Raw genomic sequence first — 23,089 nt, 5'->3', positions numbered from 1 at the left:
CCCTGCAGGAGAAGACGCTCATGAAAGTCTCAGAGATCATGACCCGCAACGTGCGCGTGGTGAGCCCGGACCGGACCATCCAGGAAGCGGCGCGCCTCATGGACGAGATGAATGTCGGCGTCCTGCCCGTGTGCGACGGCCGCCGCCTGCGCGGCATGGTGACGGATCGCGACATCACCGTCCGCGCCACGGCGGCGGGCCTCCCGCCGGACACGACCCGGGTGCGGGACGTCATGTCCGCCGATGTGTGGTGGTGCTTCGACGATGACGACGTGGACCATATCGTCCAGCTGATGAGCGACCACCAGATCCGCCGCCTGCCCGTGGTGGACCGCGACAAGCACCTGGTCGGCATCGTCGCGCTGGGCGACCTCGCGACGGATCGGGAGGACGCCGCGACCCGTGCGTTGCACCGGATCTCCACGCCCTCAGAGCCCGACCGCACCGGCACCCCGACCACGGCGCGCGCCGACCAGACCCGCGGCGTCAGGGCCGTCCGGCTCAGCGACGACGAGCGCCGCGAGCTGGAGCGGCGCATGAACGACGCCAGCCGGGACGACACCGACCGGCACCGCCCCCACGATTACCGAGAGAACGACCATCGCGGTCGCATCGACAACACCCGGAGGCCGGGCCGCGAGCAGTTCCGCTTCCGCGAGGAGGACGACGTGCGCGCCGCCTTCGGCAGCTTCGGCTATCCCGGCCAGGAAGGCGCTCGCGATTCCCGCATGCGCGGCGGCTTCGGCGGCGATGGGTATCAGAGCTATGGCGACGAGTTTGCAGGCCGAGGCTCGGCGGGCCGGGGCTTTCACCCACCGCGTTACGGGGCTTCGACCATCACGGGCGAGCGTGCCCGCTCCGGTGACGACAGCAGCGAGGATGACCGCCGCATGCAGGATCGCGAGCGCACCTGGAGCCTCGTGAACGAGCGGCGCGATCACGGCAACTACGGCATGGGACCCGGCAACACCCGCTTCAGCAACGATGCCACGGGTAGCTTCGGCGAGGTGCGCCGCGGCGAGCACCAGGGCCGGGGGCCGAAGGGCTACCAGCGCTCGGACGAGCGCATCCGCGAGGACATCAACGAGCGCCTGACGGACGATCCCATGATCGACGCCTCGGAGATCGAGGCGCAGGTCCAGAACCGCGAGGTGACGCTGACCGGCACGGTGCGCGACCGCAACGAGAGACGCCGGGCCGAGGATCTTGCCGAATCCGTCTCAGGGGTCGCCCACGTGCAGAACAACCTGCGCGTCGGCCAGCGCCAGGGCACACACGCAACCGGCATGGAGGCCGGAGATGCGGGCGCCGTCACGGGCAATTCGGGCAGTGGCGCGGCCGGAACGACGGCCGGGACCGCAGCCGGTAGCCGCACCAGCGGTCGGCAGCGGCAGACGAGCTGAGGTCGCTTCCTCTCTCTAGCTCTGCCCTCATCCTGAGGAGGATTGCGTGAGCAATCCGTCTCGAAGGAGGATCCAGAGATCGCTGGAATCTCCTTCGAGACGCAGACTGCGTCTGCTCCTCAGGATGAGGTTGAACGTTGTGAAAATGGAAAAAGGCGGCGCTCCTGAAGAGGAGCGCCGCCTTCGTCTGTTCAATCGGCTGTTACGCCACCGTCCGCTCGACCACGTGATGCCCGTCGAGGGTCGCATGACCTTCCGGCTCGGATACTGCCTTCGCGGCGCGGCGGCGATCCGGCGTGACGGCCTCGGCGGCAAGCGCTTTCAGGGCCTCGTCGAGAGTCATGGTCTTCTGCTCGGGACTCCCGAGGCGGCGGATCGACACCGTCCGCTCCGCCGCCTCCTTGCGACCCACCACGAGAAGCACCGGCACCTTCACGAGCGAGTGCTCGCGGACCTTGTAGTTGATCTTCTCGTTGCGCAGATCCGCCTCGACGCGCAGGCCTGCGGCCTCGGCGGCGCGCACCACTTCCATGGCGTATTCGTCGCCCTCTGAGGTGATGGTGGCGACCACCGCCTGCACCGGCGCAAGCCAGAGCGGGAAATGACCTGCGAAGTGCTCGATCAGGATGCCGGTGAAGCGCTCCATGGAGCCGCAGATGGCGCGGTGGACCATGACCGGCGTCTTCTTCTGGCCATCCGCATCCACGTAGAACGCGCCGAACCGCTCCGGCAGGTTGAAGTCCACCTGCGTGGTGCCGCACTGCCAGTCGCGGCCGATGGCGTCGCGCAGCACGTACTCGAACTTCGGCCCGTAGAAGGCGCCCTCACCCGGGTTGATCGCCGTCTTGATGCGCCCGCCCGACTGCTCCTCGATCTGCTTCAGCACGCGGGTCATCACGTCTTCCGCGTGATCCCACATCTCGTCGGTGCCGACGCGCTTCTCGGGCCGTGTGGAGAGCTTCACCACGATCTCGTCGAAGCCGAAATCGGCATAGGTCGAGAGGATCAGGTCGTTGATCTTCAGGCACTCGGCGGCGAGCTGATCTTCCGTGCAGAAGATATGCGCATCGTCCTGCGTGAAGCCGCGCACGCGCATGAGGCCGTGCAGCGCGCCGGACGGCTCGTAGCGGTGGACGGCGCCGAACTCGGCCAGCCGCAGCGGCAGGTCGCGATAGGACTTCAGGCCATGCTTGAAGATCTGCACGTGGCCCGGGCAGTTCATCGGCTTGAGGGCGAACAGGCGCTTGTCCTCGGCCTCCTCGCCCGCCGACTGCACGCCGAACATGTTCTCGCGATACCAGCCCCAATGGCCCGACGTCTCCCAAAGCGACGAATCCAGAACCTGAGGCGCGTTCACCTCCTGGTAGTCGCCCTTGAGCCGGCGGCGCATGTAGGAGACCAGCTCCTGGAACACGGTCCAACCCTTGGAATGCCAGAAGACGACGCCCGGTCCCTCCTCCTGGAAGTGGAACAGGTCCATCTCGCGGCCCAGGCGGCGATGGTCGCGCTTCTCGGCCTCCTCGAGCTGCCGGATGTAATTGTCGAGATCTTCCTGGTTAGCCCAGGCGGTCGCGTAGATCCGGGTCAGCATCGGGTTGTTGCTGTCGCCCCGCCAATAGGCGCCCGCCACCTTCATCAGCTTGAAGGCGTTGCCGATCTTGCCCGTCGAGGTCATGTGCGGCCCGCGGCAGAGGTCAAACCAGTCGCCCTGGAAGTAGATCTTGAGGTCCTGGCCCTCGGGAATCGCATCGACGAGCTCGACCTTGTAGGCCTCGCCCTTCTCCTTGAAGACCTGACGAGCCTTCTCGCGGCTCCACACTTCCTTGGTGAAGGGCTTATCCCGCGCGATGATCTCCCGCATCTTCGCCTCGATGGCGGGGAAGTCCTCCGGGGTGAAGGGCTCGTCGCGGGCGAAGTCGTAGTAGAAGCCGTTCTCGATCACCGGGCCGATGGTCACCTGGGTCCCCGGGAACAGCTCCTGCACCGCCTCGGCGAGCACGTGTGCGCAATCGTGCCGGATCAGCTCCAGCGCCCGCGGATCCTCGCGGTTGAGGAACTCGATCCTGGCATCGCTCGTGATCGGGTCGGCGAGATCGGCGACGGTGCCGTCGAGCGCCATGGCGACCGTGCGCTTGGCGAGCGACTTGGCGATGCCTTCCACGATCTCGCGGCCGGTGATGCCGGATTCGTACTGGCGCTGGGCGCCATCGGGGAATGTCAGGGTAATCATCAAAGCGTTCTCCTGGCTCACTCCTGCCAACGGAGCAGGTAAGCGGGGCCGACGGTTTGTTGGATGAGGGGCGAGGTCAGCCGCCGTCAGGTTCGACTGCCTCGCAGGCGATCGGGGGAGCGTTGACGCCCCGCCAGCGACCGTAGGCCCAGGGCTTATACCAGGCCGAGCCTTGGGGCAACGTTTCCGGCACCAGATCGAGCCCGGATGTCCCGAACGGGCCGCAGCGGCAGATACGTGCCAGCCCCATCCATCCCCCCGGCCAGAATCCATGCCGCTGGATCGCCTCGTCGGTATACTCGGAGCAGGAGGGCAGATGGCGGCATTGCCGGCCGATGAGGCCCGACAGGCTCAGCTGGTAGCCGCGGATGGCCCAGTGGGCAGCCTTCTGGACAGGGCTCGGCATCTAGCCCGAACGCCCGGCGCGGCGCTTCTCGGCCTGGTCGATGGCGTCCACGACCGCATCGAATGTCAGGAGGATGGAGGCGTGGCGGGCCTTGTAGTCCCGCAGGGGCTCCAGAACCTTCAGGTCCTCCCACTTGCCCTCGGGGGGGCTACCGCCCTCCTTGAGCAGGCGGGTGGCCGCCGCCCGGATGGCGCGCAGTTCCTCGACCGTCGAGCCGATCACGTGGCGTCCCATGATCGAGGAGGAGGCCTGACCCAGGGCGCAGGCCTTCACCTCGTGGGCGAAGGCGGTCACCACGTCGCCGTCGAGCTTCAGGTCCACCGTGACGGTCGAACCGCAGATCCGCGATCGGGCGGTCGCGGAGGCATCCGCGTCGGCAAGCCGGCCCAGGTGCGGAATGTCCGCAGCGAGCTCCAGGATGCGTCGATTGTAAATGTCGCTCAGCATGGGACAGAGGGTGACTGAGAGGTACCTCGGATTATATATAGGACTGAAATGAAGGATCTGCGACCCGGCTGCACCAAAGCGTAGTCGTGGAATAGAGAGGTCCTGGGGCTCCCTTCCCTTGGAGTTCCGCAAGTTGAGAAAGAAAGGCTCCACATGGACGATGTGGTTAAGTCCTTGTCTACGCGTCTGAATTCAGTCGCCGACAAGTCCAGCACCCGCCCGAGCCGCGAAGAGGCCGAGGCGGCCGTTCGCACCCTGATCCGCTGGGCAGGCGACGACCCTGGCCGCGAGGGCCTGCAGGACACCCCCATGCGCGTGGCCAAGGCCTTCCGGGAATTCTATGCCGGCTACGGCGAGAACCCTGGGGAGATCCTCGACAAGATCTTCAGCGAGGTGGAGGGCTACGACGACATCGTGCTCGTGCGCGACATCCCCTTCTACTCGCATTGCGAGCACCACATGGTGCCGTTCTACGGCGTGGCGCATTTGGCCTATTACCCGACGAAGGGCGTCGTCGGGCTCTCCAAGCTCGCCCGCCTCGTCGATGCCTATGCGCGCCGGCTGCAGACGCAGGAGACCATGACAGCCCAGATCGCCTCCGCCATGGAGAAGGCCCTCGCGCCGCGGGGCGTGGCCGTGATGCTCGAGGCCGAGCACATGTGCATGTCCATGCGCGGCATCCAGAAGGCCGGCGCCCTCACCCTCACGACCCAGTTCAAAGGCGTCTTCAAGGAAGATCCTGCGGAGCAGGTGCGCTTCCTCACTCTCGTGCGCAACGGCAAGGCGTGAGGGCGGCCATGAACGCACCGGCAGCGGGGCTTTTTCCTGCCCCCGGCTCCAAGGCCGAGCTCGAGGAGGGGGCGAGCCTGTCGCCCCGCTTCGGCACCGACGGGCTCGTCACCTGCATCGCGGTCGATGCCGAAACGGGTGAGATCCTCATGGTCGCCCATATGAATGCCGAAGCGCTCGCGAGAACCCTCGAGACAGGCGAGGCCTGGTACTGGTCGCGCTCCCGCGGGGAGCTCTGGCACAAGGGGGCCACCAGCGGGCAGATCCAGACCGTCCTCGAAATGCGCGTCGATTGCGACCAGGACGCCCTCCTGCTCAAGGTGCGGGTCGCGGGTGATGGCGGCTGCTGCCATACGGGCCGCCGCTCCTGTTTCTACCGCCGGGTGGAGACAGCCGGTGGGAAGCCCCGCCTCGTCATCGACTGACCTGCCAGGCAGCCCGACGGGAATGCAGGGCTGCCCTCCGCCAGGAAACGGGTGCGCATCCCGGGCGTCCGCGCTAGGAACGCCCGATGACACGACGTGACCTCTACCTCGCCCGGGCGGCGGCCAGCGCCGTCTTCTTCGGCAATGGGTTCGGCATCGGCACCTGGGCGGCGCAGCTGCCCCGGTTCAAGGCGTCCTTGAGCCTCTCGGACGGGGAGTTGAGCCTTGGGCTCCTGGCCTTCTCCCTCGGCGCCGTCGCGCTCATGCCTGTGATCGGCTGGGCCGTTGCCTTCCTCGGAAGCCGGACGACGACCATCGCAGCCTCGTTCGCCTTCGCAGCCGCCCTGCTTCTGCCGGGCCTCGCGCCGAGCTTAAGCCTCTTCGTCGCCGCCTCCCTGGTGGCAGGAGCCTGCAACGGCACCATGGACGTGGCGATGAACACCAACGCCACGGTGGTGGAGCGGGCCTGGGGCTCGGCGATCATGTCGTCCTTCCACGCCTTCTTCAGCCTCGGCGGACTGGCGGCGGCGGGCGTCTCCGGCTTTCTGATCGCTCACGATGTCGGCCTCGTCCCGACCCTGGCCATCTCCTGCCTGGGCATGGGGCTTCTGTTCCTCGTCGCCGCATTGTGGACCCTGGAGGAGACGGACAGGACGACCGAAGGCCACGGCTTCGCCTGGCCGCGCGGCCCCGTCATCCTGGTGGCGGTGCTCGCCATGTTCTGCTTCATCGTGGAGGGTGCCATCATCGATTGGTCGGCGATCTACCTCCAGACCGTCGCCGGCGCGAGCCTGGAGACCGCCGTCTCGGGATTTGCCGCCTTTTCCCTCGCCATGACGGCCTGCCGCTTCTTGGGCGATCCCGTGGTCCGGCGCCTGGGGCGCGTCCGAACCCTGCAGCTCGGCGGGCTGCTGGCGGCTCTCGGCCTCGCCCTGGCGATGGCCGTGCCGGCTCCCCTGCCCTCCTCCATCGGCTTCGCGCTTGTCGGGGTCGGCCTTGCCAATGCGGTGCCGGTCCTCTTCAGCGCGGCGGGCCAGGTGAAGGGCATCCCGCCCAGCATGGGGGTCGCCATGGTGGCCACCCTCGGCTACGGCGGATTGCTGCTCGGGCCGCCCCTGATCGGGTTCGGGGGCGAGTTCCTGGGCCTGCGCGCCATGCTCGGCCTGCTCATCCTCTTCGCGCTGGTCATCATCATTTTGTCGCAGCGGGCGCTCCGGCGCTCCACTGTTCAGTTTTCCTGAACCCGTCCTAGTTCAACCTTGAGGGCATCGTTCACGCCGTCTTCACGAGAGGCTGGCATGAATCGAACGGGATGCCTTGGAGTCGACCGATGTTGTGGGACGGGATCACCCGGCGAAGCGCCGGTTCAGGGGGCGGTGGGGGAGTGACGGAAGCCAAGGTGCCGGTCGAGCGCGACGGACGCACCAAGACCCGGATCGGCCTCGCGCTCGGCGGCGGCGCCGCCCGCGGCTGGTCTCATATCGGCGTTCTCCGGGTGCTGGAGGAAGCCGGCGTCGTTCCCGACGTGATCGCCGGCTGCTCCATCGGCGCCGTGGTCGGCGGCTGCTATGCGGCCGGCAAGCTCGACGAGCTCGAGGCTTTCGCCCTCTCGCTGACCAAGCGGCGCGTCATGGGCCTGCTCGACTTCCATTTCAGCGGGGCCGGCCTCATTGCCGGCGGGCGCCTGCAGCGCCTGCTCGACCAGGACCTGACCGATCAAAGGGTCGAGACCCTGCCGATCAAGTTCTGCACCATCGCCACCGAACTCGTGAGCGGCCACGAGATCTGGCTCACGCGCGGGCCCCTGGTCCAGGCGATGCGGGCCTCCTATGCCCTGCCCGGCGTGTTCGACCCGGTGATGCTGGGCGGGCGCTGGCTCATGGACGGCGCCCTCGTCAACCCGATCCCGATCACCGCCGCCCGCGCGCTCGGAGCGGATATCGTGATCTGCGTGAACCTCAACGGCGAGGTGCGCGTGCGCGGGACCGTGATCCAGTCCTACGACGCCAGCACGAGCGACGAGCGCGAGATCGAGAAGGCCATCGAGGAGGCACCGCGGCGCTGGGGGATCTTCCCGTCCAACCGGGGCGAGAAGCAGCGCAAGCCCAACGCGCCAGGGATGGCGACCGTGATGGTGGACGCCTTCAACATCACCCAGGACCGCATCGCCCGCTCGCGGCTCGCGGGCGACCCGCCGGACATCATGATCGCGCCGAAGCTCGCCAAGATGGGTCTGTTCGAGTTCCACCGCGCCCAGGAATGCATCGCCCTGGGCCGGCAGGCCACGGAGCGCGCCCTGCCGGATATCCTCGAACTGCTGCAGGAATCGCAGGCCCGGTAATCAGGCCGTCGCGATATATTCCTTGATCGCCTCGGCCTCGGCTTCCACCTCCTCGAGGCGTTCCTTCACCACGTCGCCGATGGAGACGATGCCGACGAGGCGGCCGCCCTCGACGACCGGCACATGCCGGAACTTCTGCTGGGTCATCAGCTCCATCACGTCGTTGATGGAGGTCTCCCCCGTGCATGTCATGACCTTCTCGGTCATGAAGCGGGAGACGGGCTCCTCCAGGGCCTTCGCGCCGTGGTTTGCAACCGCCCGCACGATGTCCCGTTCCGAGATGATGCCGGAAACCGGCTTTTGACCGTCGACGATGAGGAGGGCACCTATCCTGCGCTCGGCAAGAACCTTGGCCGCTTCGCTTAAGGTCCGGCCCGGTTCGATGGTCGCGACGTCGCGCCCCTTGAGCGAAAGAATGCGATTGACGATCATTGATTCCCTCCCATTGCGCGAATGGCGAAGGACCGTCAGCCCCTGCATTCGCCAGGCTGAGTGGGCCGCAGACCCACGACTTTGGGACGCGAACCCTACGTCAGTTCCTGGATGATCGGGGCAAACTGCGTCGGTTTCAAGCCGGGAAGCGTCTTTGCCGGGCGGGGAGCGGGTCGATGAGGGGGAAAAGGACGAGGCCCGCGAGGAAGCCGCCCAGGTGCGCCTCCCAGGCGATGCTCGCGTCCGTGAGGCCCAGGGGCTGGACGAAGGCGAACACGTAGTTCGCGGCAAACCAGATCCCGAGGAAGATCAAGACCTGGCGGTTTCGCACCATGTGCCAGAGCGACTCGCGGGGCCGCTCGTGGGGCTGGGTCAGCCGGCCCTCCCAGTGCCAGGATGCGGGCGCGAACATGAACCAGGAGGCGGCGGCCATGAGGCCGGACACGGCTCCTGAGGCGCCGATCATCGGCAGGACCTGCAAGGGGTTCATCATGGCATAGAGAACCGCTCCGCCTGCGGCGGCGGCCCCCGACAGGAGGAGGAAGCGCAGGGCCCCGCACCGCCTCACGATGGGCGTGCCGAAGGCCGCGAGCCAGACGCCGTTGATGAGCACATGGGCCCAGGATCCGTGCAGGAAGGCATAGGTGATCGCCGTCCAAGGGCGGCCCTCCCCGTCATCCAGCACATACTGGGCCAGCGCCGTCAGGGACGCGGCGGCATCCTCCGGCACGCCGTCGCGCAGGCCCTTCATGACCTCCTCCACCGGAACGCCCCCCATAGCCACGGACCAGCGGGCCGGAATGACCGCCCAGCCGATGACCATCAGGAAGTCCGATTCGTCGGAGAGAAGGAGCCGCGCGGCGTGAATGCCGATGAGCGCCAGCAGGGAAAGGGTCACGACGGCCGGCAGGTTGAGGATCGGCTCACGGGTGCGGGGCGGATGTGGGGACATGAACTGCTTCGAACTGGGACGCGGGGTGGACGACCGGCGCCGGCGACAGGGATGGCATCCATGACCTAGCCCCTGTTGGGCCGTCCAGTCGAGAAAAACCAACGGCTTAGCGACGGCCAAGCCTGTCTTAGAGGAAGTCGCTGGCCCATCTTTCGGAGAGCCTGCACTTTTTGTTAACCATAACGGAACCCGTCGGAGCGCGACGCGTTAACTCACCTTTTACTTTCCGCTTGAGCCCGAAATGTAACCATGTCAGTTTGGTTAAAAGAACGTTAACCGGCTGGTGGGGCATGCGGCAGGATTATTTCAAGAACGGCCTGTTTGGTAGCGCAAATAAGAAGTCGACCCTTTCGGGAAAGCTCATCAAGACAGCTCTCTTCGGTCTCTCGCTCCTGGTATCCGGCGCAGCCGCCCAGGCCCAGACGCTTGCCGCCCTGCCCGTCTCCACCGCTCCGATCACGAGCGTCGGCGTGGCCAAGCCCCTGCAGGGCTGGGCGCAGTTCTGCGAGAAGTTCCGCTCCGAGTGCTCCGTCGACGTGACGGAGGCCGACAAGATCGAGCTCACCCCCCAGGTCTGGAAGACCATCGTCTCCGTGAACCAGCGCGTGAACTCCGGCATCAAGGCCGTCACCGACGCGGATCACTGGAACGTCGTGGACGTCTGGGGCTTTCCCGACGACGGCAAGGGCGACTGCGAGGATTTCCAGCTTCTCAAGCGCCGCCTCCTCGTTGAGGCCGGCCTGCCCCGTCGCGCCATGCGCATGACGGTGGTCATCGACGAGCTGGGCGAAGGCCATGCCGTGCTGATGGTCCGCACCAACCGGGGCGATTTCGTGCTCGACAACAAGACCTCCTCGGTCCTGCCCTGGCACCGTACCGGCTATGTTTACATCAAGCGCGAGAGCCAGGATACGGTCGGCTGGGTGTCGCTTGGCGGCATCGTCTCGTCGCCGACCACCACCGCCAACCGCTGATGACGAAACCGGCGCCTGGGCGCCGGGGATAGCTTTCCATCGATGTCGGATACTTCTCGGGCGGGTCAGTCGACCCGCCTCAATTTTTGGGCGAATCGCCGCCAGTTCTCCACGTAGTGCCGCGCCGACCAGCGAAGCCGCTCGATGGCCTGCGCGTCGAGCACGCGGATCGCCTTGGCCGGAGCGCCGACGATCAGCGAGTTGTCGGGAAATTCCTTGCCCTCCGTCACGAGGGCGTTCGCGCCGACGAGGCAGTTCGCACCGATGCGCGCATGATTGAGCACGGTCGCCCCCATGCCGACGAGCGAGTTCTCCCCGATGGTGCAGCCGTGCAGGATGGCTCTGTGGCCGATGGTGCAGCCTGCGCCGACGGTGAGGGGCGCCCCCATGTCGGTGTGGAGGACCGCGCCCTCCTGGATGTTGGTGGCCTCGCCGATGTCGATCAGCTCGTTGTCGCCGCGCAGCACCGCCCCGAACCAGATGCCCACGTCCCGCCCCAGCCGGACCCTGCCGATCACATGGGCGTCCGGGGCGATCCAGAAGCGGTCGGCTTCGGGGAGGATGGGAGCGGTGTCGTCGAGGCTGTAGATCGGCATCGCGGATCCGGGAAGGGCAGCAGGCCTTTCGGAGGTCCTGCTGCGAGAAGCGCCTAGTCCTCGAGATCGGTGTCGAGGATCGCCATGGTGAAGTTGAAGGAACGGTCCCCGTCCTCGTCGTCGACGAACAGGACCCCGACGAACTCCTCACCGATGTAAACCTCGGCCGAATCGGTCTTTTTCGGCCGGCCGACGACCCGGATCGAGTGGTTTGCGAAGGTCTGGCGCAGATAGCGCTCGACTTTGGCCATCTCGGTCTTGTCCACTACAGGTCCTTTCTTGCTGCTACGGTTGCTGCACTTGCCATGCTCGGCAAACGCGGGCAAGCCGGGATAGGTCCCGCAAGGGACCCGTCCTCAGATTCCGTCCATGTCCGAGAAGCAGTGATCCATCGCCCTGGCCGGCTCCTCGCATCCGGCCGTGCCGACCACCTTCGCGGGCACGCCTGCCACGGTGGCGTTGTGGGGCACGGGCTTGAGCACCACGGAGCCGGCGGCGATTCTCGCGCAATGGCCCACCTCGATGTTGCCCAGGATCTTGGCGCCGGCGCCGATGAGCACGCCGTGGCGGATCTTCGGATGCCGGTCCCCCCGCTCCTTGCCCGTTCCGCCGAGCGTCACGTCCTGGAGCATGGAGACATTGTCCTCGATCACCGCGGTGGCGCCCACCACAAGCCCCGTGGCGTGGTCGAGGAAGATGCCGCGCCCGATCCTGGCGGCAGGGTGGATGTCGGTCTGGAACGTCTCGGAGGACCGGCTCTGGAGGTAGAGCGCGAGGTCCTGCCGCCCCCTCTTCCACAGCCAATGGGCGAGGCGGTGGGTCTGGATGGCATGGAAGCCCTTGAAATAGAGCACCGGCTCGATGATCCGGGTGACGACGGGATCGCGGTCCATGACCGCGTTGATATCGGCCCGGAAGGCCGCAGCGATGGACCTGTCGTCCTCGACCGCCTCCAGGAAGATCTGCTCGACGATGTCAGCCGGCATCGCCGCATGGCCGAGGCGGGACGCGACCCGGTGGATCACCGCGGCTTCCAGGCTCGGCTGATGCAGGATGGCGCTGAGCACGAAGCCGCCCATGGCCGGCTCGGCCTGGACGACGGCCTCTGCCTCCGCCCGCAGGCGGTCCCAGAGCGGATCGACCGTGCCGGCGACGGCATCGGAGGCTCCCGGCTTCAGACGGGTCTGTGTCATGATGATCTCCCTGCCGGCTTGGCGAATGCCTCAGCGTAGATAATAGGAAGCCCCGGTCCCTTACCACAGATCCAGGCGAGCCATGACCTACTCTTTTTCACCGGCGACGTCCAAGCTCGTCGTCTCCCTCGATGACGGCATCGCGACGATCGCCATCGACAACCGGCCCAAGCACAACGCGGTGGATCTGGAAATGTGGAAGGCCTTTCCCGCGCTGATGGAGGCCCTCGACCGGGACGAATCGGTGCGGGCGGTGCTCGTCAGAGGTGCGGGCGAGGCTGCCTTCGCCTCGGGAGCCGACATTGCGGAATTCGAGACGGTGAGGGCCGATGCCGAAGGCGGCAGGCTCTACGAGGCGGCGAACGAAGCGGCGTTCTGGGCCGTCGCCCATTGCTCGAAGCCCGTGATCGCGATGATCCGCGGGTTCTGTCTCGGCGGCGGGTTCGGCCTCGCCCTCTCCTGCGACCTTCGGGTCGCCTCCGAGACCGCTATCTTCGGCATCCCGGCCGCCCGGCTCGGCGTCGGCTACCCGCCCGGCGCGATGAAGCTCGTGACGGCGGCCGTCGGCGCCCCGGCGGCGAAGGACCTGTTCTTCACGGCGAGGCGTATCGATGCCCGGGAGGCCCATCGCCTCGGCGTCGTGCAGCGCCTGGTCCCGGACGGTGAGCTGGAAGCCGTCACGCAGGCGCTGGCCAGGACGATCGCGGAGAACGCTCCCCTGACGATCCGGGCCGCCAAGGCGGCGATCGACGCGTCAGTGGGCGTGGCGCATCCGAACGTCGATCCCCTGGCGCTTGCCGACCGCTGCTTCGACAGCCTGGATGCGGTCGAGGGGCGCGAGGCCTTTCTGCAGAAGCGCCGGCCGGTCTTCACCGGCCGGTAGGTTCATCCCTCCCGGCGATAGACGAAGTAGCGCCCTTCCGGCACCCCCGTCTGCGAGGAGATGTTGCGGCAGGACGGCATCTCGAAAACGCGGTCCCCCAGCAGAAGACCTCCGGGTTGGAGAAGCGCCTCCAGCAGGGGGGAGAGGCGCAGAGCCACCCTGCGGTTCAAGTCCTCGTCGCCGGTGCCGATGTCGATATGGATCAGGGCCGCCGAGCCGTGTCCGTGCCGCTCGGTGAAAGACGGCAGGGTCTCGAAGAGGTCGCCGACGATCAGATAGCCTTCCGGCGGGTAGCAGTCGGGATGGGCGGCGGGCGAGCGCTCGAAGGCATAGATCTCCCGCCCCGGCAACCTGCTCCGCAGGTGATCGTAGGTGCGCCCGTTGCCCAGGCCGACCTCGAGCACCAGACCCGTAGGACTGATCGCCCGGGAGGCCCAGTCCAGAAGATCGCGCTGGGCCGTCAGCCGCCGGATGGCGCTTTCGAGTCTGGTCATTCGTCGCTCCTGTCCCGCGGAATATGGGAGAAGGGCGATCCGAAGCAAAGGCGCGACGGCCTCACGGCCGCCGGGCCAGGAAGTCCAGCACGCCCTGCTTGTGCACCTTGTCGCCCACGGCAAGATTGTGATCGCGGCCCGGAATGTCGAGAGCCTGCGCGTTCGGGATCAGCCTGGCGAGTTCCGGCCCCGAGCCAGACACGTCGTCGTTGGTGCCGACCGAGACCAGGGTCGGCAGCGTGATCGAGGCAACCTCCTCCGGCGTCAGTACCTGGCGCGACCCGCGGATGCAGGCGGCAAGCGCCTTGAGGTCGCTGCGCGTCTGCTCGGCGAAGGCGCGGAACATGCGCTGCATGGGATCGGTCAGATCGTCGAGGGAGCGCGCCTCCATGGCATCGGCAATCCCGAGCGGCAGGCCCACGCCCTCGACGAGATGGATCCCCAGCCCCCCGAGCAGCATGGAGCGCATCCGCTCCGGAGCGGCGAGCGCCATGTGGGCGGTGATCCGCGCGCCCATGGAATAGCCCATCACGTCCGCCCGCTCGATACCCAGATGATCGAGCAGCCGGCGGGCATCCTCGGCCATGCGGTAGGAATTGTACGCCTCCGGGTCGTAGAGCTTCTCGCTCTGCCCGTGGCCCCGGTTGTCGAAGGCGATCACCCGATAGCCGGCGCGGGTGAGGGTCTTCACCCAAAGCGTGTTGACCCAGTTCACCGCATGGTTCGAGGCAAAGCCGTGAATCAGCAGGATCGGGTCGCCCTGCCCCTCATGGGGCGGCACGTCGACATAGGCGATGCTCACGCCGTCGGAGTTGAAATAGCGCATCGGACCGGCCGGGTTTGGAACGCACGAAAGAAGCCGGGCGCACCCTACGCATGCGGGGGCCCGGATGCAATCGGCGGAAATTTGCTCTAGGCGCATGGCCCTTCGGCCATTATGGTGCGCGCGAATTTCACGGCTTCAGAGCGACGGCAATGGCTGACAAAGGCACTCCCCACTTCCACAACGATCCGGGCGTCCCCGTCATTCACGTGGGCTCCAAGGAGTTCATGTGCATCGGGGCGACGCCTCCCTTCGATCATCCGCACATCTTCATCGACATGGGCTACGACAGCGAGACGATCTGCTCGTACTGCTCGACCCTGTTCAAGTACGACCCCTCCCTGAAGGCCGACGAGGCGCGCCCGGCGGAATGCGTCTGGGAACCCGATTTCGCAACCTCCCCCTCCTCGCGCTAAGTGCCTAAACTATCGATCGCAGTCGTCGGCGCCGGCATCGGCGGCCTGACGGCCGCTCTCATCCTCGCGCGGCAGGGCCATACGGTCACCCTCATCGAGCGCCGCACCGGCTTCAGCGAGGTCGGGGCGGGCCTTCAGCTGTCTCCCAATGCCAGCCGCATCCTGATCCGGCTCGGGCTCGGCCCGGCGCTCCGCCGCGTGGCGACGGAGCCGCAGCGGGTGGTCGTGCGCGCGATCCGCTCAGGCAAGCCCATCGGCGAGGTCGCCCTCGGCACCTTCATGCGCGAGCGGTTCGAGGCGCCCTATTGGGTGGTGCACCGGGCCGATCTCCAGACCATCCTCCTCGATGCCGTCCGGTCCGAGCCGTCGATCCGCCTCGTGATGGGGCGGACGGTGGAGCAGGTTGAAAGCGGCCTCTCGCAGGCCTCGCTCGCCTGGATCTCCGCCGGCGGTGCGCGGGAGACGCTCTCCGCCGACGTGATCGTCGGAGCCGACGGGGTCTGGTCGAGGGTCCGGCAGGCCCTCGGCGACAGGAGGCCGCCCGCCTATCGCGGCCAGATCGCCTGGCGGGCGACGTTCGAACGCAGCGCCGCCCCGGCAGAACTTGCGGGCGACGAGACCGGCCTCTGGCTCGGCACCCAGGGCCATGTGGTCCACTACCCGATTGCCGGCGGCAGGCTCGTCAATGTCGTCGCCGTCGAACGGAGCCCGACTCCCGTGGAGGGATGGGCCGCGCCGGGCCGGCGGGAGGATCTCCTCGCCCGCTATGCCTCCGCGGCCCCTGCCCTGCGCGATCTTCTCTCAAAGCCGCAGGAATGGCTGCGCTGGTCCCTCTTCGACCACCCGCCCGAGCGCCTTGCCAAGGGCCGGATCGCCCTTCTCGGCGACGCGGCCCACCCGGTCCTGCCCTTCCTCGCCCAGGGAGCGGCCATGGCCATCGAGGAGGCGGCGACCATCGCCTCCCTGCTGCGCGAGCCTGCTCCCGATATCCCAGAGGCTCTTTCCGCCTATGAGAGGATGCGGCTTGCGCGCGCGACAAGGGTGCAGGACGAGGCGCGCAGGAACGGACGCATCTACCATGCCGGCACCTTGATCGCCTTCGGTCGCGACCAGGTCATGCGCCGCCTGGGCCCCGAGGGCATGGTGCGCCGCTACGACTGGCTCTACGGCTTCCGCGCTCCGGAATGAGGCCTGAAGCGCTCCCGCGCCGCTGGACTTGCGCTTGGGCCGCCGGCCCGATAACCCTCTTCTGCGAAGCGGACGTGGCGAAACCGGTAGACGCAAGGGACTTAAAATCCCTCGGGCTATGCCCGTGCGGGTTCGACCCCCGCCGTCCGCACCATTGATCGGATGAAAGGCCCGGCGTGGCCTCATCGACCTGCGCGGCATGCCCCATAAGGGGCAATCGCCGCATTCCGTGGAACGGCAAAGCCCTCGGCAAAGTTGATGATGGACATGGAGCGCAGTCGTGCTGCGCTCGGCCACGCGTTCGAGGAGACCGATCATGCCGACTGTCATTGCCATCGAGGCGAAGCCTCTGGATTTCTATGGATTTTACAGCGGCTTCGTTCACCTTTACCTCGTGAAGACGACTACGGACTCCGCAGGGCGGGTCATATCCGAGAAGGTGATCCGAGGCTCCCTGGAGAACGACGGCGACCTGGGAACGCTTGCCAATGTCGATCTCGCCTCCTCCCCCGACAGGCGCGGCTCGGATACGCCCCAGGAGCGGCACCGCACCGTGCTCGACCTCGATGGCCGAAACGCCAACGACGTCTGGAAGGTGATGGTCCAGCACGCGGTCGACATCAACCGCGCCGACCTGCGCTACAGCTTCGACATCTTCCGCGAGGCTCCCGGCGGCGACCTGAACAGCAATTCCGTCGTCGCCTCGGTGATCCATTCGGTGGGCATCGACTGGACGAAGAGCCTGCCCACCGGCGTCAGCCGGTCCGAAGCGCCGCTCTACGGCCAGCTTCAATACATGGCGGTGAACGACACGCTCTCCGGAACGGCAAGCCAAGACCGCATCTGGGGCGGCATCGGCAATGACCTCATCAATGGGGGGCAGCAGAACGACTCGCTTTATGGCGAGGCCGGCAACGACCGCCTCTATGGCAGTTCGGGCAGCGACTACCTGTCCGGCGGTGTCGGTGATGATCGGCTCTACGGCGCTTGGGGGAACGACATCTTCCGCGGCGGGAGCGGGAAGGATGCCTTCGTGTTCTACACAAACCCCAGCGGCACCACGAACATCGACACCATCCGCGACTTCTCGGTGGTGAACGATACGATCTGGCTCGAGAACAAGGTGTTCACGGCGCTGGGGGCGGCAGGCCGCCTGGCCTCGACCGCGTTCTGGACGGGCGATCAGGCGCACGACGAAACCGACCGCATCATCTACGACCGCGACGACGGCGTGCTCTACTACGACAGCGACGGCATCGGAGCGACCCAGCAGGTGGCGTTCGCGAAGCTCTCGACCGGACTGAACATGACCCGCTCGGACTTCCTGATCGTGTAGAATGGCTCCCGCATCGGCGGCAACGGTCGAAGACCTCAAGGTCCGCAGCTTCAAGGGGCGATGGAGACGAACAAATGACCTCCGGCTCGCTGCCGCTCTGCCGGGCTGCCCTGCTGGCTGCTCTGGCTCTTGTCCCGGTCGGCCCTGGAGCCGTCGCGCAGAGCAATCCTTCCACATTGCAGATGTCCTGCGCCCAGGCGCGGGGACTGATAGCCGCCCGCGGAGCGATCGTGCTCAACACGGGTCCGACGACCTACGAGCGCTTCGTGGGCGGCTACGGCTACTGCGTCCTGGGCGAGACGCCCCAACCCGCCTGGGCTCCGACGGCGGATACGGCGCAATGTCCGGTGGGATACCGCTGCGCCCCTCGCGCTTTTCCGTCACGCAACTGACCGGGATGCATTACGGGGAAATGGTCTGGCGCACGGCGGCACGCGTCGGCCGCATCTCCGGGGCCTGCCCCCTGCCCTCGTGGAAGCTGCGCACCGCTTCCGAGCCGATGCCGCCGCCATGGGGGCCGGCCATCTGTTCGCGGCCCGGGGCGTAGCAATCCTGCATCGGGAATTTCTCGTTGGACTTCGCGTTGGAAAACGTCCTCTCGATCCGGTTGTAGGTCCACGGCTCGTCGCTGCAGTTGCGGCCGAAGGCCCCGATCGTGTTCTCGAACACGGACCATCTCAGGCCGGAATCGGGGCACTGGCCTTCATACTGGCCGCTATAGGCGCCGATGCGCGGATAGCAGCTCGCCTGCGCATATGCGGCTCCGACACCGGCCAGAAGAATGGCCGCAGACAGGATCGTTCTCACCATGCGCTCATCCACAACAGACCAGGGTCACGCTAGCAACGAAGACAACGATAGGGAAGATTCCGACGGCTCATTGACCAAGTGACGCAAAGCCTTGGTTAAGGCTTCGGGTCTCAGCGGCTGTTCCAGGCCCGCAGCGCCAGGATCGGCGTGAGAATGGGCCATCCGAAGCCTGCGATCAGGATGTGATCGAGGCTGACGTCGTCCTCGTCGATCGTGGTCGCGATGAGGAGGAGCACAACCACTCCACACAAGTAAACCATCAGAACTTCACGCATGCCCCGCCCCCCGGCCCTGATGGCCGAAGCTGAGCATTGGACCAGCGTCCGTGCGAATCCAATGCGACCGGCAGTCGCCTTCAACAGGCGCGTTCGAACCGTGAATGCGAGGGGCGGAGGACCGGGCCAGCGTGGGAACGCTGCGGCGCGACCTAAAATAGTCAGGGAAAAATATGGAATTTCATAAACTTAGCCGCAACCCGAGTCAGCTTTTCCCGTTTTCAGGCTCAAGAACGAGCAACCGTGCAGGAGAGCGAAGATGCCAAAGCGGCACCACCCTTATGCCGCAGGCGGAAATGGCGGCTGGAGCATCGGCTCCAACAGCCTGACGGCGGCCGGTCAGTCCGAGCTGATGAAGGACCTCGGGCGCCAGCTGCAGCAGAAATACCAAAACGTCCTGAAAGAGCCTGCCCCCGATCGAATCAGGCAGTTGCTGGAGCGCCTCGAAAGAACCCGCCACGGTGAGGATCAGGACCCTTGACGTGGCGGGCTCCTGGAAGGTTGCCCTGTCCCATCGCCCTCAGCGCTTGCGCCGGCTCCGTTGTCCGGAAGGTCCGGAGGCGGCGGCTTCGCGCGGGATCATGGTGTAGATCAGGAACCCTGCGAGCACTCCTGCCCCGAGCAGGAGGAAGGGATAGGACCGTGCCGTTTGTACCACGCCCGTTGCGGTCTGCCGCACGGCATAGAGCGGCGTGGAGGCATGGATCAGGCGCTCGGCGCGCTTGAGATTGTCCTGTCGGGTATGGATTTCCAGATCGTACCCTTCATCGTCATCGTGCCGGTGCAGCTCGATGCTGTTGCGCGCAAAGCCGGCGGCGACCAGGCGCTGGACGGCCTGATTGGCCTCCCTGCGGGACGAGAACGATCCTGTGGCGACGGAGGTGCTTGGCATCAGTTATTCCTCTTGAAACTGCTGAGGCCAATTCACGACCAGCGCCAAGGTTCCCGAACGTCGATTGCGGGAGCGCCACGTCGGCGATGGCATAGGCTTCAGTGATGCCGGGAGCTCTGCGCCGCCTTTTCGGCCTCCATCAGAACATCGAGCGCCCGCCAGGGCTTCGGCATGATGCGCACGTCCCGCGGAACCTCGCCACGCCGGTCGTTAAGCGGTCCGCCAGAGGTCAGGACCGTTCGCACCCACGGCCATTCATGGCGCACCGTGCGAACCAGATCCAGCCCGTCCATGAGGCTTGGAAGGCGCACATCCGCAAAGAGAAAGGCAACCTCTGCCGCATGCTGCCGAAGGTAGTCCATCGCTTCCTCGGCGCTCGCGGTTTCCACAACCGCGAGGTCGGTCTCCTCAAGAAGAGCGGCGGCCAAGCCTCTGACCTCGAAATCGTCCTCCACGATCAGGGCAACTCGATCAGGCTCGATCCTCTGTCCCATACGGTCGTCTCCTCTATCCGGCTGCGGCTGGGTAAATTCCTTGCGGGTGCGCAACTGCCCCAAGGCTCCACTGGTACTGGAAAGACCGATCCCTGCTACGCAATGCGGGCGGCCGACGAGATAAGGGTGCCTACGCTGCACCCTGCTGGCGAGGGCGGACCGACGGTCGGGTCCGCAGCTACGCAACAATCCTTCACCCGGCTACGGGGCGCACCCGGGCGAAAGGCCTCTTCACAGAACGGTGAACGCAGCCATGCGTTTCAGCTTGGCCTTCGGGATTTTTCGCACTTGCCTGTTTCGTCTTGGAGGAACCTGCTCCAAGCCTGTAGCTTAAGCTTAGAACCGACCGTGCCCTTGCGAGATCCCTGACGTGTTCAAGGAGACCCAGCTTCACCAGGAATTCATGGACTTGGAGCAGCATATGCGGCTCCTGGACCGGAAGCTGGCCGATGCTCAACACCGCATCCGGCACGGCTCCTCGGCCGAGTTCATCGAAAAGGCGCGGCAGGACGAGAAGCAGCTGCTTTCCGAACTCGACCGGCTGATGACCCGCATGCGCGCCATCGAGGGCCAGCTTCTCCTGCTGCAGAAGAGCGCCACCCGTCACTGAGAGCGAAGGCTCGTCGCAGGACAGCCCTGTGTGGCGCCGCACCTCCCGGAGCGCCCATCCGGGTCATGGTAGCGCACATGACGTTTGGGAATGCACGAGGAGAGCAGCAGATGGCCAGCGAGAACCTTCAACTGGATGAGCAGGATGCAGTCGCCTGCGCCGACCGCCGGTCCCGCAGGCCCGCCGTGTCGCTGGTACCGGCCTTTCTCGGGGTCCTGGCCCTCATGAACGTCGCGTCGGTCGTGATGGTTCTTCTCCAATGAGCCCTGCCCGGGTCATCGCCCGGGCAAGGGGTCATTGATGGAATTGTAAATCGTGAACTGCAGGACCGCGGATGAGGTGAGACTGGCCCTGCAGCCGGCTGGCGCTCTTAGCGTAGCCCGAGAAACGACAGAATCGCGAGGACGACCACGATCGCGCCGATCAGCCAGATGATGTTGTTCATAACGAGATCTCCCTGAGGAAGGAATTGACCTCATGCCAACGGTCAAGGTGAGGGTTCGTTCCTTCGCTCAGGGTGCAATCCTGGGGATGGGGCGACAGGCCGTGGCAGCGCTGCCGAAGGCCGGACCCGACGGGCCGAGCTGCCGCCGTTCCACGCTCGTACAGGCCTCGGACGCAAGCCCCTCGTCCGTGCTGGCCTGGATGCGGCTGCTGGAAATGCGCTCGGTTTCGAAGCCGGGCCCGGAGCGGTACTCCCAGGTAGAGACACCTGCGCTTCCCACGCATCCGGCAAGCGCCACCAAAGCCGCAACGATGCCGGTCATCCTCATCCACGTCATCGGCCCTGCCTGACCCCAGTTCGACGCATCCCGATATCGACACTATGTCCGCTGCGTCAATGAGCGATCGGGCAGAAAGAAAAACCCCGGTGCTGCCACCGGGGTTCTGCATTGCGATCGGAAAGGGCCGATCAGAAGTCGCGCTGAATGCGCAGGCGGCCTTCCCAGGTATCGTCGCCGCGAAGCAGCGCGCCGCGCGGGTCGAGGTTCGAGTAGAGGGCCTCCACGCCGATATCGAGACCGGAGACCGGAGACCAGATCAGGTTCGAACCAACGCGCCATTCGGCAAACTCGGCGACCGGCGCATCGGCGCTGTAGGTAACGCGAGCATAGGAGCCGAACACGCTCTGGCGGATGGTCGGGGTCCAGAAGTGGTTCAGGCCGCCGGCGACCGACCAGCCAGCGCCGGTGTTGATGTCGCCGTTCGCGCGGATATACGCGTCGAGGACCGTGCCGGCGGCGGTGCCCGCCGACACCTCGGGATCGAAGCCGAGATAGCCGAGCGCACCGTCGGCGTAAGTCGCGGCAATCCAGAGAGCATCGCCCTCGGCAAGCATCGGCAGGTTCACGTTGGCCTGAGCGGAGACGGCCCAGCCGTATTCGCTGTCGGCAAAGTCACCGCCGACCGCGACATTGCTGCGCAGCTGGTGCAGGGCGCCGGAGAGCTGAGCCGAGCCCCAGGTGCCCGAGTACTTCAGGTTGCCGACCACGTCGGGGAGCCTCTGGCCGTAGCCGCCGAGCTGCTCGGTCGCCGAAGTCCCCTCCTCCAGCGAGATCGAGGCCGAGAAGCCGTTGCCGAAGGTGAAGGTGTAGGCGAGCAGGTTCACGTCGGGGAAGTCGTAGAAGCGGATCGTGCCCCAGTTCTCGTTCGGGATGTCGCTGTTCACGAAGAACGAGGGAGCGCGACCGGCGGTGAGGCCGCCGAACTGGATGAAGGCCTGAGCAGCCTGGGCGCTGGACGTGATCCCACCGTCGAAGCCGTTGTAAACGCCGGTGCTACGGGTGATCTCGAGACGCACGAAGGTGCGCAGGAGGCCGTAAGCGGTCGCCGTGCGGGCATCGAGCTGAACCCGGCCGCGGGCGAGGAAGCCGATGGAATCGTCGTTGCGCTCGAGCGGCTCGTTGTAGAGGTACTCGGCGCGGACGCGGCCGCCGACGCGCAGGCAGGTTTCCGTGCCCGGGATGTAGAAGAAGCCGGCTCCGTAGGTGGAGCAGACGCGAACGTACTCGACAGCAGCGGCCTTCTTCGCGGGAAGATCGGCAGCCTGTGCCCCTGCGGCAGCCGCGAGACCCGCGACCGATCCGAGGAAGAGGCTCTTAACGAGCTTCATGGTTGTCTCCAGAAAATGCTCGGGTCAGCGACCCGCGTACAACCGTGACCATATTCAAGACGCCGCCCAGCGCAATGGAAGCGAGCCGCCAACTCGCTCAATGGTCGGGCAATCTGTTCAAAATATAAGCATTCTCAACGAGGCAGCGGTTTTATTCCCGTCGGTGTGTCATAAATTCAACAGGGCCCGAGCGTTCGGCGTCGCACCAAGCCGGAATGGTCGAAGCTCAGTCGTTGAAGAACAGGTCGAGATCCCGGCAACGATAGCCGACCGGGCATTGCGGCGTGTCCCGCGTCGGCACGAAGGCGGGTTCCGTCACCTCGTTGATCTCGCAGAAGCCGCGACCGCGGACATAGCGATCGTAGGTGTAAGCGCCCGTCCCCAGGACCACCGCCCCGCGGGAGAAAACGAGGCCGCGGGCCTGATCGCAACTCATGGCCGGCGTCATGGGCCGGGGCTGGGCATGAGCGGCGGAGGCTGATGCCATCACCGCCAGGGCAAGGACCATCCTTCTCATCGTGCTCCCTTTCGAGCCGAAGCCCCTACGCTACGGCACCCGCATGACAA

The 23,089-nt window shown here is 66.2% G+C and carries 31 protein-coding genes and 1 tRNA gene; 15 read left to right on the top strand and 17 right to left on the bottom strand.

From position 1 onward, the window contains the following. The first annotated feature begins 20 nt into the window (after positions 1-20). Positions 21-1,403 (top strand): CBS domain-containing protein, encoded by a 1,383-nt coding sequence (locus GR303_RS25330; RefSeq protein WP_161724213.1) that lies wholly within the window; start codon positions 21-23, stop codon positions 1,401-1,403. Positions 1,404-1,605: 202 nt separating this feature from the next. On the opposite strand, the gene thrS is transcribed toward GR303_RS25330, so the two are convergent. The 3 genes from thrS to GR303_RS17110 form a co-directional block, all read right to left on the bottom strand. Next, complete coding sequence (thrS, locus tag GR303_RS17120; protein ID WP_161724211.1) at positions 1,606-3,633, bottom strand: threonine--tRNA ligase; 2,028 nt, start codon at positions 3,631-3,633, stop codon at positions 1,606-1,608. A gap of 76 nt (positions 3,634-3,709) precedes the next feature. Next, positions 3,710-4,039 (bottom strand): membrane protein insertion efficiency factor YidD, encoded by a 330-nt coding sequence (yidD, locus tag GR303_RS17115; RefSeq protein WP_161724209.1) that lies wholly within the window; start codon positions 4,037-4,039, stop codon positions 3,710-3,712. Beyond that, positions 4,040-4,486 carry an iron-sulfur cluster assembly scaffold protein gene (locus tag GR303_RS17110; protein ID WP_161724207.1) on the bottom strand — a complete coding sequence of 149 codons (447 nt, stop codon included), beginning with the start codon at positions 4,484-4,486 and terminating at the stop codon, positions 4,040-4,042. 153 nt (positions 4,487-4,639) lie between these two features. On the opposite strand from GR303_RS17110, the gene folE reads away from it, so the two are divergent. From folE to GR303_RS17090, 4 genes are all read left to right on the top strand, one after another. Then, positions 4,640-5,275 carry a GTP cyclohydrolase I FolE gene (folE, locus tag GR303_RS17105; RefSeq protein ID WP_161724205.1) on the top strand — a complete coding sequence of 212 codons (636 nt, stop codon included), beginning with the start codon at positions 4,640-4,642 and terminating at the stop codon, positions 5,273-5,275. Between the two features lie 8 nt (positions 5,276-5,283). Continuing rightward, positions 5,284-5,700 carry a phosphoribosyl-AMP cyclohydrolase gene (gene hisI / locus GR303_RS17100; protein ID WP_161724203.1) on the top strand — a complete coding sequence of 139 codons (417 nt, stop codon included), beginning with the start codon at positions 5,284-5,286 and terminating at the stop codon, positions 5,698-5,700. Between the two features lie 86 nt (positions 5,701-5,786). Next, the gene (locus tag GR303_RS17095; protein ID WP_161724201.1) at positions 5,787-6,941 is read left to right on the top strand and encodes an MFS transporter; all 1,155 of its coding nucleotides are present in this window, start codon (positions 5,787-5,789) and stop codon (positions 6,939-6,941) included. 89 nt (positions 6,942-7,030) lie between these two features. After that, positions 7,031-8,041 carry a patatin-like phospholipase family protein gene (locus GR303_RS17090; RefSeq protein WP_161724199.1) on the top strand — a complete coding sequence of 337 codons (1,011 nt, stop codon included), beginning with the start codon at positions 7,031-7,033 and terminating at the stop codon, positions 8,039-8,041. Here the strand turns inward: GR303_RS17090 and GR303_RS17085 are convergent, their stop codons facing one another. Together GR303_RS17085 and GR303_RS17080 are read right to left on the bottom strand one after the other, a co-directional pair. Further along, positions 8,042-8,473, bottom strand: coding sequence for a CBS domain-containing protein (locus GR303_RS17085; RefSeq protein ID WP_161724197.1), 432 nt, complete (start codon positions 8,471-8,473; stop codon positions 8,042-8,044). 136 nt (positions 8,474-8,609) lie between these two features. After that, positions 8,610-9,425: a rhomboid family intramembrane serine protease gene (locus GR303_RS17080; protein WP_161724195.1), complete on the bottom strand. Its 816-nt coding sequence runs from the start codon at positions 9,423-9,425 to the stop codon at positions 8,610-8,612. Between the two features lie 290 nt (positions 9,426-9,715). On the opposite strand from GR303_RS17080, the gene GR303_RS17075 reads away from it, so the two are divergent. Continuing rightward, positions 9,716-10,399 carry a transglutaminase-like cysteine peptidase gene (locus tag GR303_RS17075; RefSeq protein WP_161724193.1) on the top strand — a complete coding sequence of 228 codons (684 nt, stop codon included), beginning with the start codon at positions 9,716-9,718 and terminating at the stop codon, positions 10,397-10,399. A 65-nt stretch (positions 10,400-10,464) separates the two neighbouring features. On the opposite strand, the gene GR303_RS17070 is transcribed toward GR303_RS17075, so the two are convergent. From GR303_RS17070 to cysE, 3 genes are all read right to left on the bottom strand, one after another. After that, positions 10,465-10,995, bottom strand: a complete 531-nt coding sequence (locus GR303_RS17070; RefSeq protein WP_161724191.1) for a gamma carbonic anhydrase family protein — start codon at positions 10,993-10,995, stop codon at positions 10,465-10,467. 53 nt (positions 10,996-11,048) lie between these two features. Then, positions 11,049-11,261, bottom strand: a complete 213-nt coding sequence (locus GR303_RS17065) for a DUF3126 family protein (RefSeq protein ID WP_027315475.1) — start codon at positions 11,259-11,261, stop codon at positions 11,049-11,051. Between the two features lie 90 nt (positions 11,262-11,351). After that, the gene (cysE, locus tag GR303_RS17060) at positions 11,352-12,188 is read right to left on the bottom strand and encodes a serine O-acetyltransferase (protein ID WP_161724189.1); all 837 of its coding nucleotides are present in this window, start codon (positions 12,186-12,188) and stop codon (positions 11,352-11,354) included. 82 nt (positions 12,189-12,270) lie between these two features. On the opposite strand from cysE, the gene GR303_RS17055 reads away from it, so the two are divergent. Further along, positions 12,271-13,071 (top strand): enoyl-CoA hydratase, encoded by an 801-nt coding sequence (locus tag GR303_RS17055; protein WP_161724187.1) that lies wholly within the window; start codon positions 12,271-12,273, stop codon positions 13,069-13,071. A 2-nt stretch (positions 13,072-13,073) separates the two neighbouring features. On the opposite strand, the gene GR303_RS17050 is transcribed toward GR303_RS17055, so the two are convergent. Together GR303_RS17050 and GR303_RS17045 are read right to left on the bottom strand one after the other, a co-directional pair. Further along, positions 13,074-13,565, bottom strand: a complete 492-nt coding sequence (locus GR303_RS17050) for a class I SAM-dependent methyltransferase (protein WP_161724185.1) — start codon at positions 13,563-13,565, stop codon at positions 13,074-13,076. 61 nt (positions 13,566-13,626) lie between these two features. Continuing rightward, a complete protein-coding gene (locus tag GR303_RS17045; protein WP_161724183.1) occupies positions 13,627-14,391 on the bottom strand; it encodes an alpha/beta fold hydrolase in 765 nt (254 codons plus the stop codon). A gap of 149 nt (positions 14,392-14,540) precedes the next feature. Here GR303_RS17045 and GR303_RS17040 point away from each other — a divergent pair, with 149 nt between their 5' ends. From GR303_RS17040 to GR303_RS17020, 5 genes are all read left to right on the top strand, one after another. Beyond that, complete coding sequence (locus GR303_RS17040; protein WP_161724181.1) at positions 14,541-14,804, top strand: zinc-finger domain-containing protein; 264 nt, start codon at positions 14,541-14,543, stop codon at positions 14,802-14,804. Continuing rightward, positions 14,805-15,992, top strand: coding sequence for an FAD-dependent oxidoreductase (locus tag GR303_RS17035; protein WP_161724179.1), 1,188 nt, complete (start codon positions 14,805-14,807; stop codon positions 15,990-15,992). Positions 15,993-16,060: 68 nt separating this feature from the next. After that, positions 16,061-16,146 (top strand) — tRNA-Leu (locus GR303_RS17030). Between the two features lie 162 nt (positions 16,147-16,308). Beyond that, positions 16,309-17,328, top strand: a complete 1,020-nt coding sequence (locus GR303_RS25190; RefSeq protein WP_161724177.1) for a calcium-binding protein — start codon at positions 16,309-16,311, stop codon at positions 17,326-17,328. Positions 17,329-17,402: 74 nt separating this feature from the next. Continuing rightward, positions 17,403-17,720: a hypothetical protein gene (locus GR303_RS17020; RefSeq protein WP_161724175.1), complete on the top strand. Its 318-nt coding sequence runs from the start codon at positions 17,403-17,405 to the stop codon at positions 17,718-17,720. Positions 17,721-17,730: 10 nt separating this feature from the next. On the opposite strand, the gene GR303_RS17015 is transcribed toward GR303_RS17020, so the two are convergent. Together GR303_RS17015 and GR303_RS25185 are read right to left on the bottom strand one after the other, a co-directional pair. Then, a complete protein-coding gene (locus GR303_RS17015) occupies positions 17,731-18,138 on the bottom strand; it encodes a hypothetical protein (RefSeq protein WP_161724173.1) in 408 nt (135 codons plus the stop codon). Positions 18,139-18,248: 110 nt separating this feature from the next. Then, entirely contained in the window at positions 18,249-18,374 is a 126-nt protein-coding gene (locus GR303_RS25185; RefSeq protein WP_281408845.1) for a hypothetical protein, read from the bottom strand. A gap of 298 nt (positions 18,375-18,672) precedes the next feature. On the opposite strand from GR303_RS25185, the gene GR303_RS17005 reads away from it, so the two are divergent. Further along, positions 18,673-18,894 (top strand): NepR family anti-sigma factor, encoded by a 222-nt coding sequence (locus GR303_RS17005; RefSeq protein WP_161724169.1) that lies wholly within the window; start codon positions 18,673-18,675, stop codon positions 18,892-18,894. A 39-nt stretch (positions 18,895-18,933) separates the two neighbouring features. Here GR303_RS17005 and GR303_RS17000 read toward each other — a convergent pair whose 3' ends face one another. Together GR303_RS17000 and GR303_RS16995 are read right to left on the bottom strand one after the other, a co-directional pair. After that, the gene (locus tag GR303_RS17000) at positions 18,934-19,305 is read right to left on the bottom strand and encodes a hypothetical protein (protein WP_161724167.1); all 372 of its coding nucleotides are present in this window, start codon (positions 19,303-19,305) and stop codon (positions 18,934-18,936) included. A gap of 98 nt (positions 19,306-19,403) precedes the next feature. Beyond that, on the bottom strand, positions 19,404-19,799 hold the full coding sequence (locus GR303_RS16995) for a response regulator transcription factor (protein WP_161724165.1): 396 nt from the start codon (positions 19,797-19,799) through the stop codon (positions 19,404-19,406). A gap of 370 nt (positions 19,800-20,169) precedes the next feature. Here GR303_RS16995 and GR303_RS16990 point away from each other — a divergent pair, with 370 nt between their 5' ends. Further along, positions 20,170-20,409: a hypothetical protein gene (locus GR303_RS16990; RefSeq protein WP_161724163.1), complete on the top strand. Its 240-nt coding sequence runs from the start codon at positions 20,170-20,172 to the stop codon at positions 20,407-20,409. A gap of 110 nt (positions 20,410-20,519) precedes the next feature. Further along, entirely contained in the window at positions 20,520-20,672 is a 153-nt protein-coding gene (locus tag GR303_RS16985) for a hypothetical protein (protein ID WP_161724162.1), read from the top strand. Positions 20,673-20,921: 249 nt separating this feature from the next. Here the strand turns inward: GR303_RS16985 and GR303_RS16980 are convergent, their stop codons facing one another. The 3 genes from GR303_RS16980 to GR303_RS16970 form a co-directional block, all read right to left on the bottom strand. Then, the gene (locus GR303_RS16980; protein WP_161724160.1) at positions 20,922-21,176 is read right to left on the bottom strand and encodes a hypothetical protein; all 255 of its coding nucleotides are present in this window, start codon (positions 21,174-21,176) and stop codon (positions 20,922-20,924) included. A gap of 146 nt (positions 21,177-21,322) precedes the next feature. Next, positions 21,323-22,522 (bottom strand): porin, encoded by a 1,200-nt coding sequence (locus GR303_RS16975; protein WP_161724158.1) that lies wholly within the window; start codon positions 22,520-22,522, stop codon positions 21,323-21,325. 226 nt (positions 22,523-22,748) lie between these two features. Beyond that, positions 22,749-23,039 (bottom strand): hypothetical protein, encoded by a 291-nt coding sequence (locus GR303_RS16970; protein WP_161724156.1) that lies wholly within the window; start codon positions 23,037-23,039, stop codon positions 22,749-22,751. Positions 23,040-23,089: the final 50 nt, after the last annotated feature.

The sequence above is a fragment of the Microvirga arsenatis genome, assembly GCF_009910705.1.
Lineage (GTDB): Bacteria > Pseudomonadota > Alphaproteobacteria > Rhizobiales > Beijerinckiaceae > Microvirga > Microvirga arsenatis.
The sequence above is the reverse complement of the archived record's forward strand: the minus strand, read 5'-3'. Positions and strand labels throughout refer to the sequence as shown.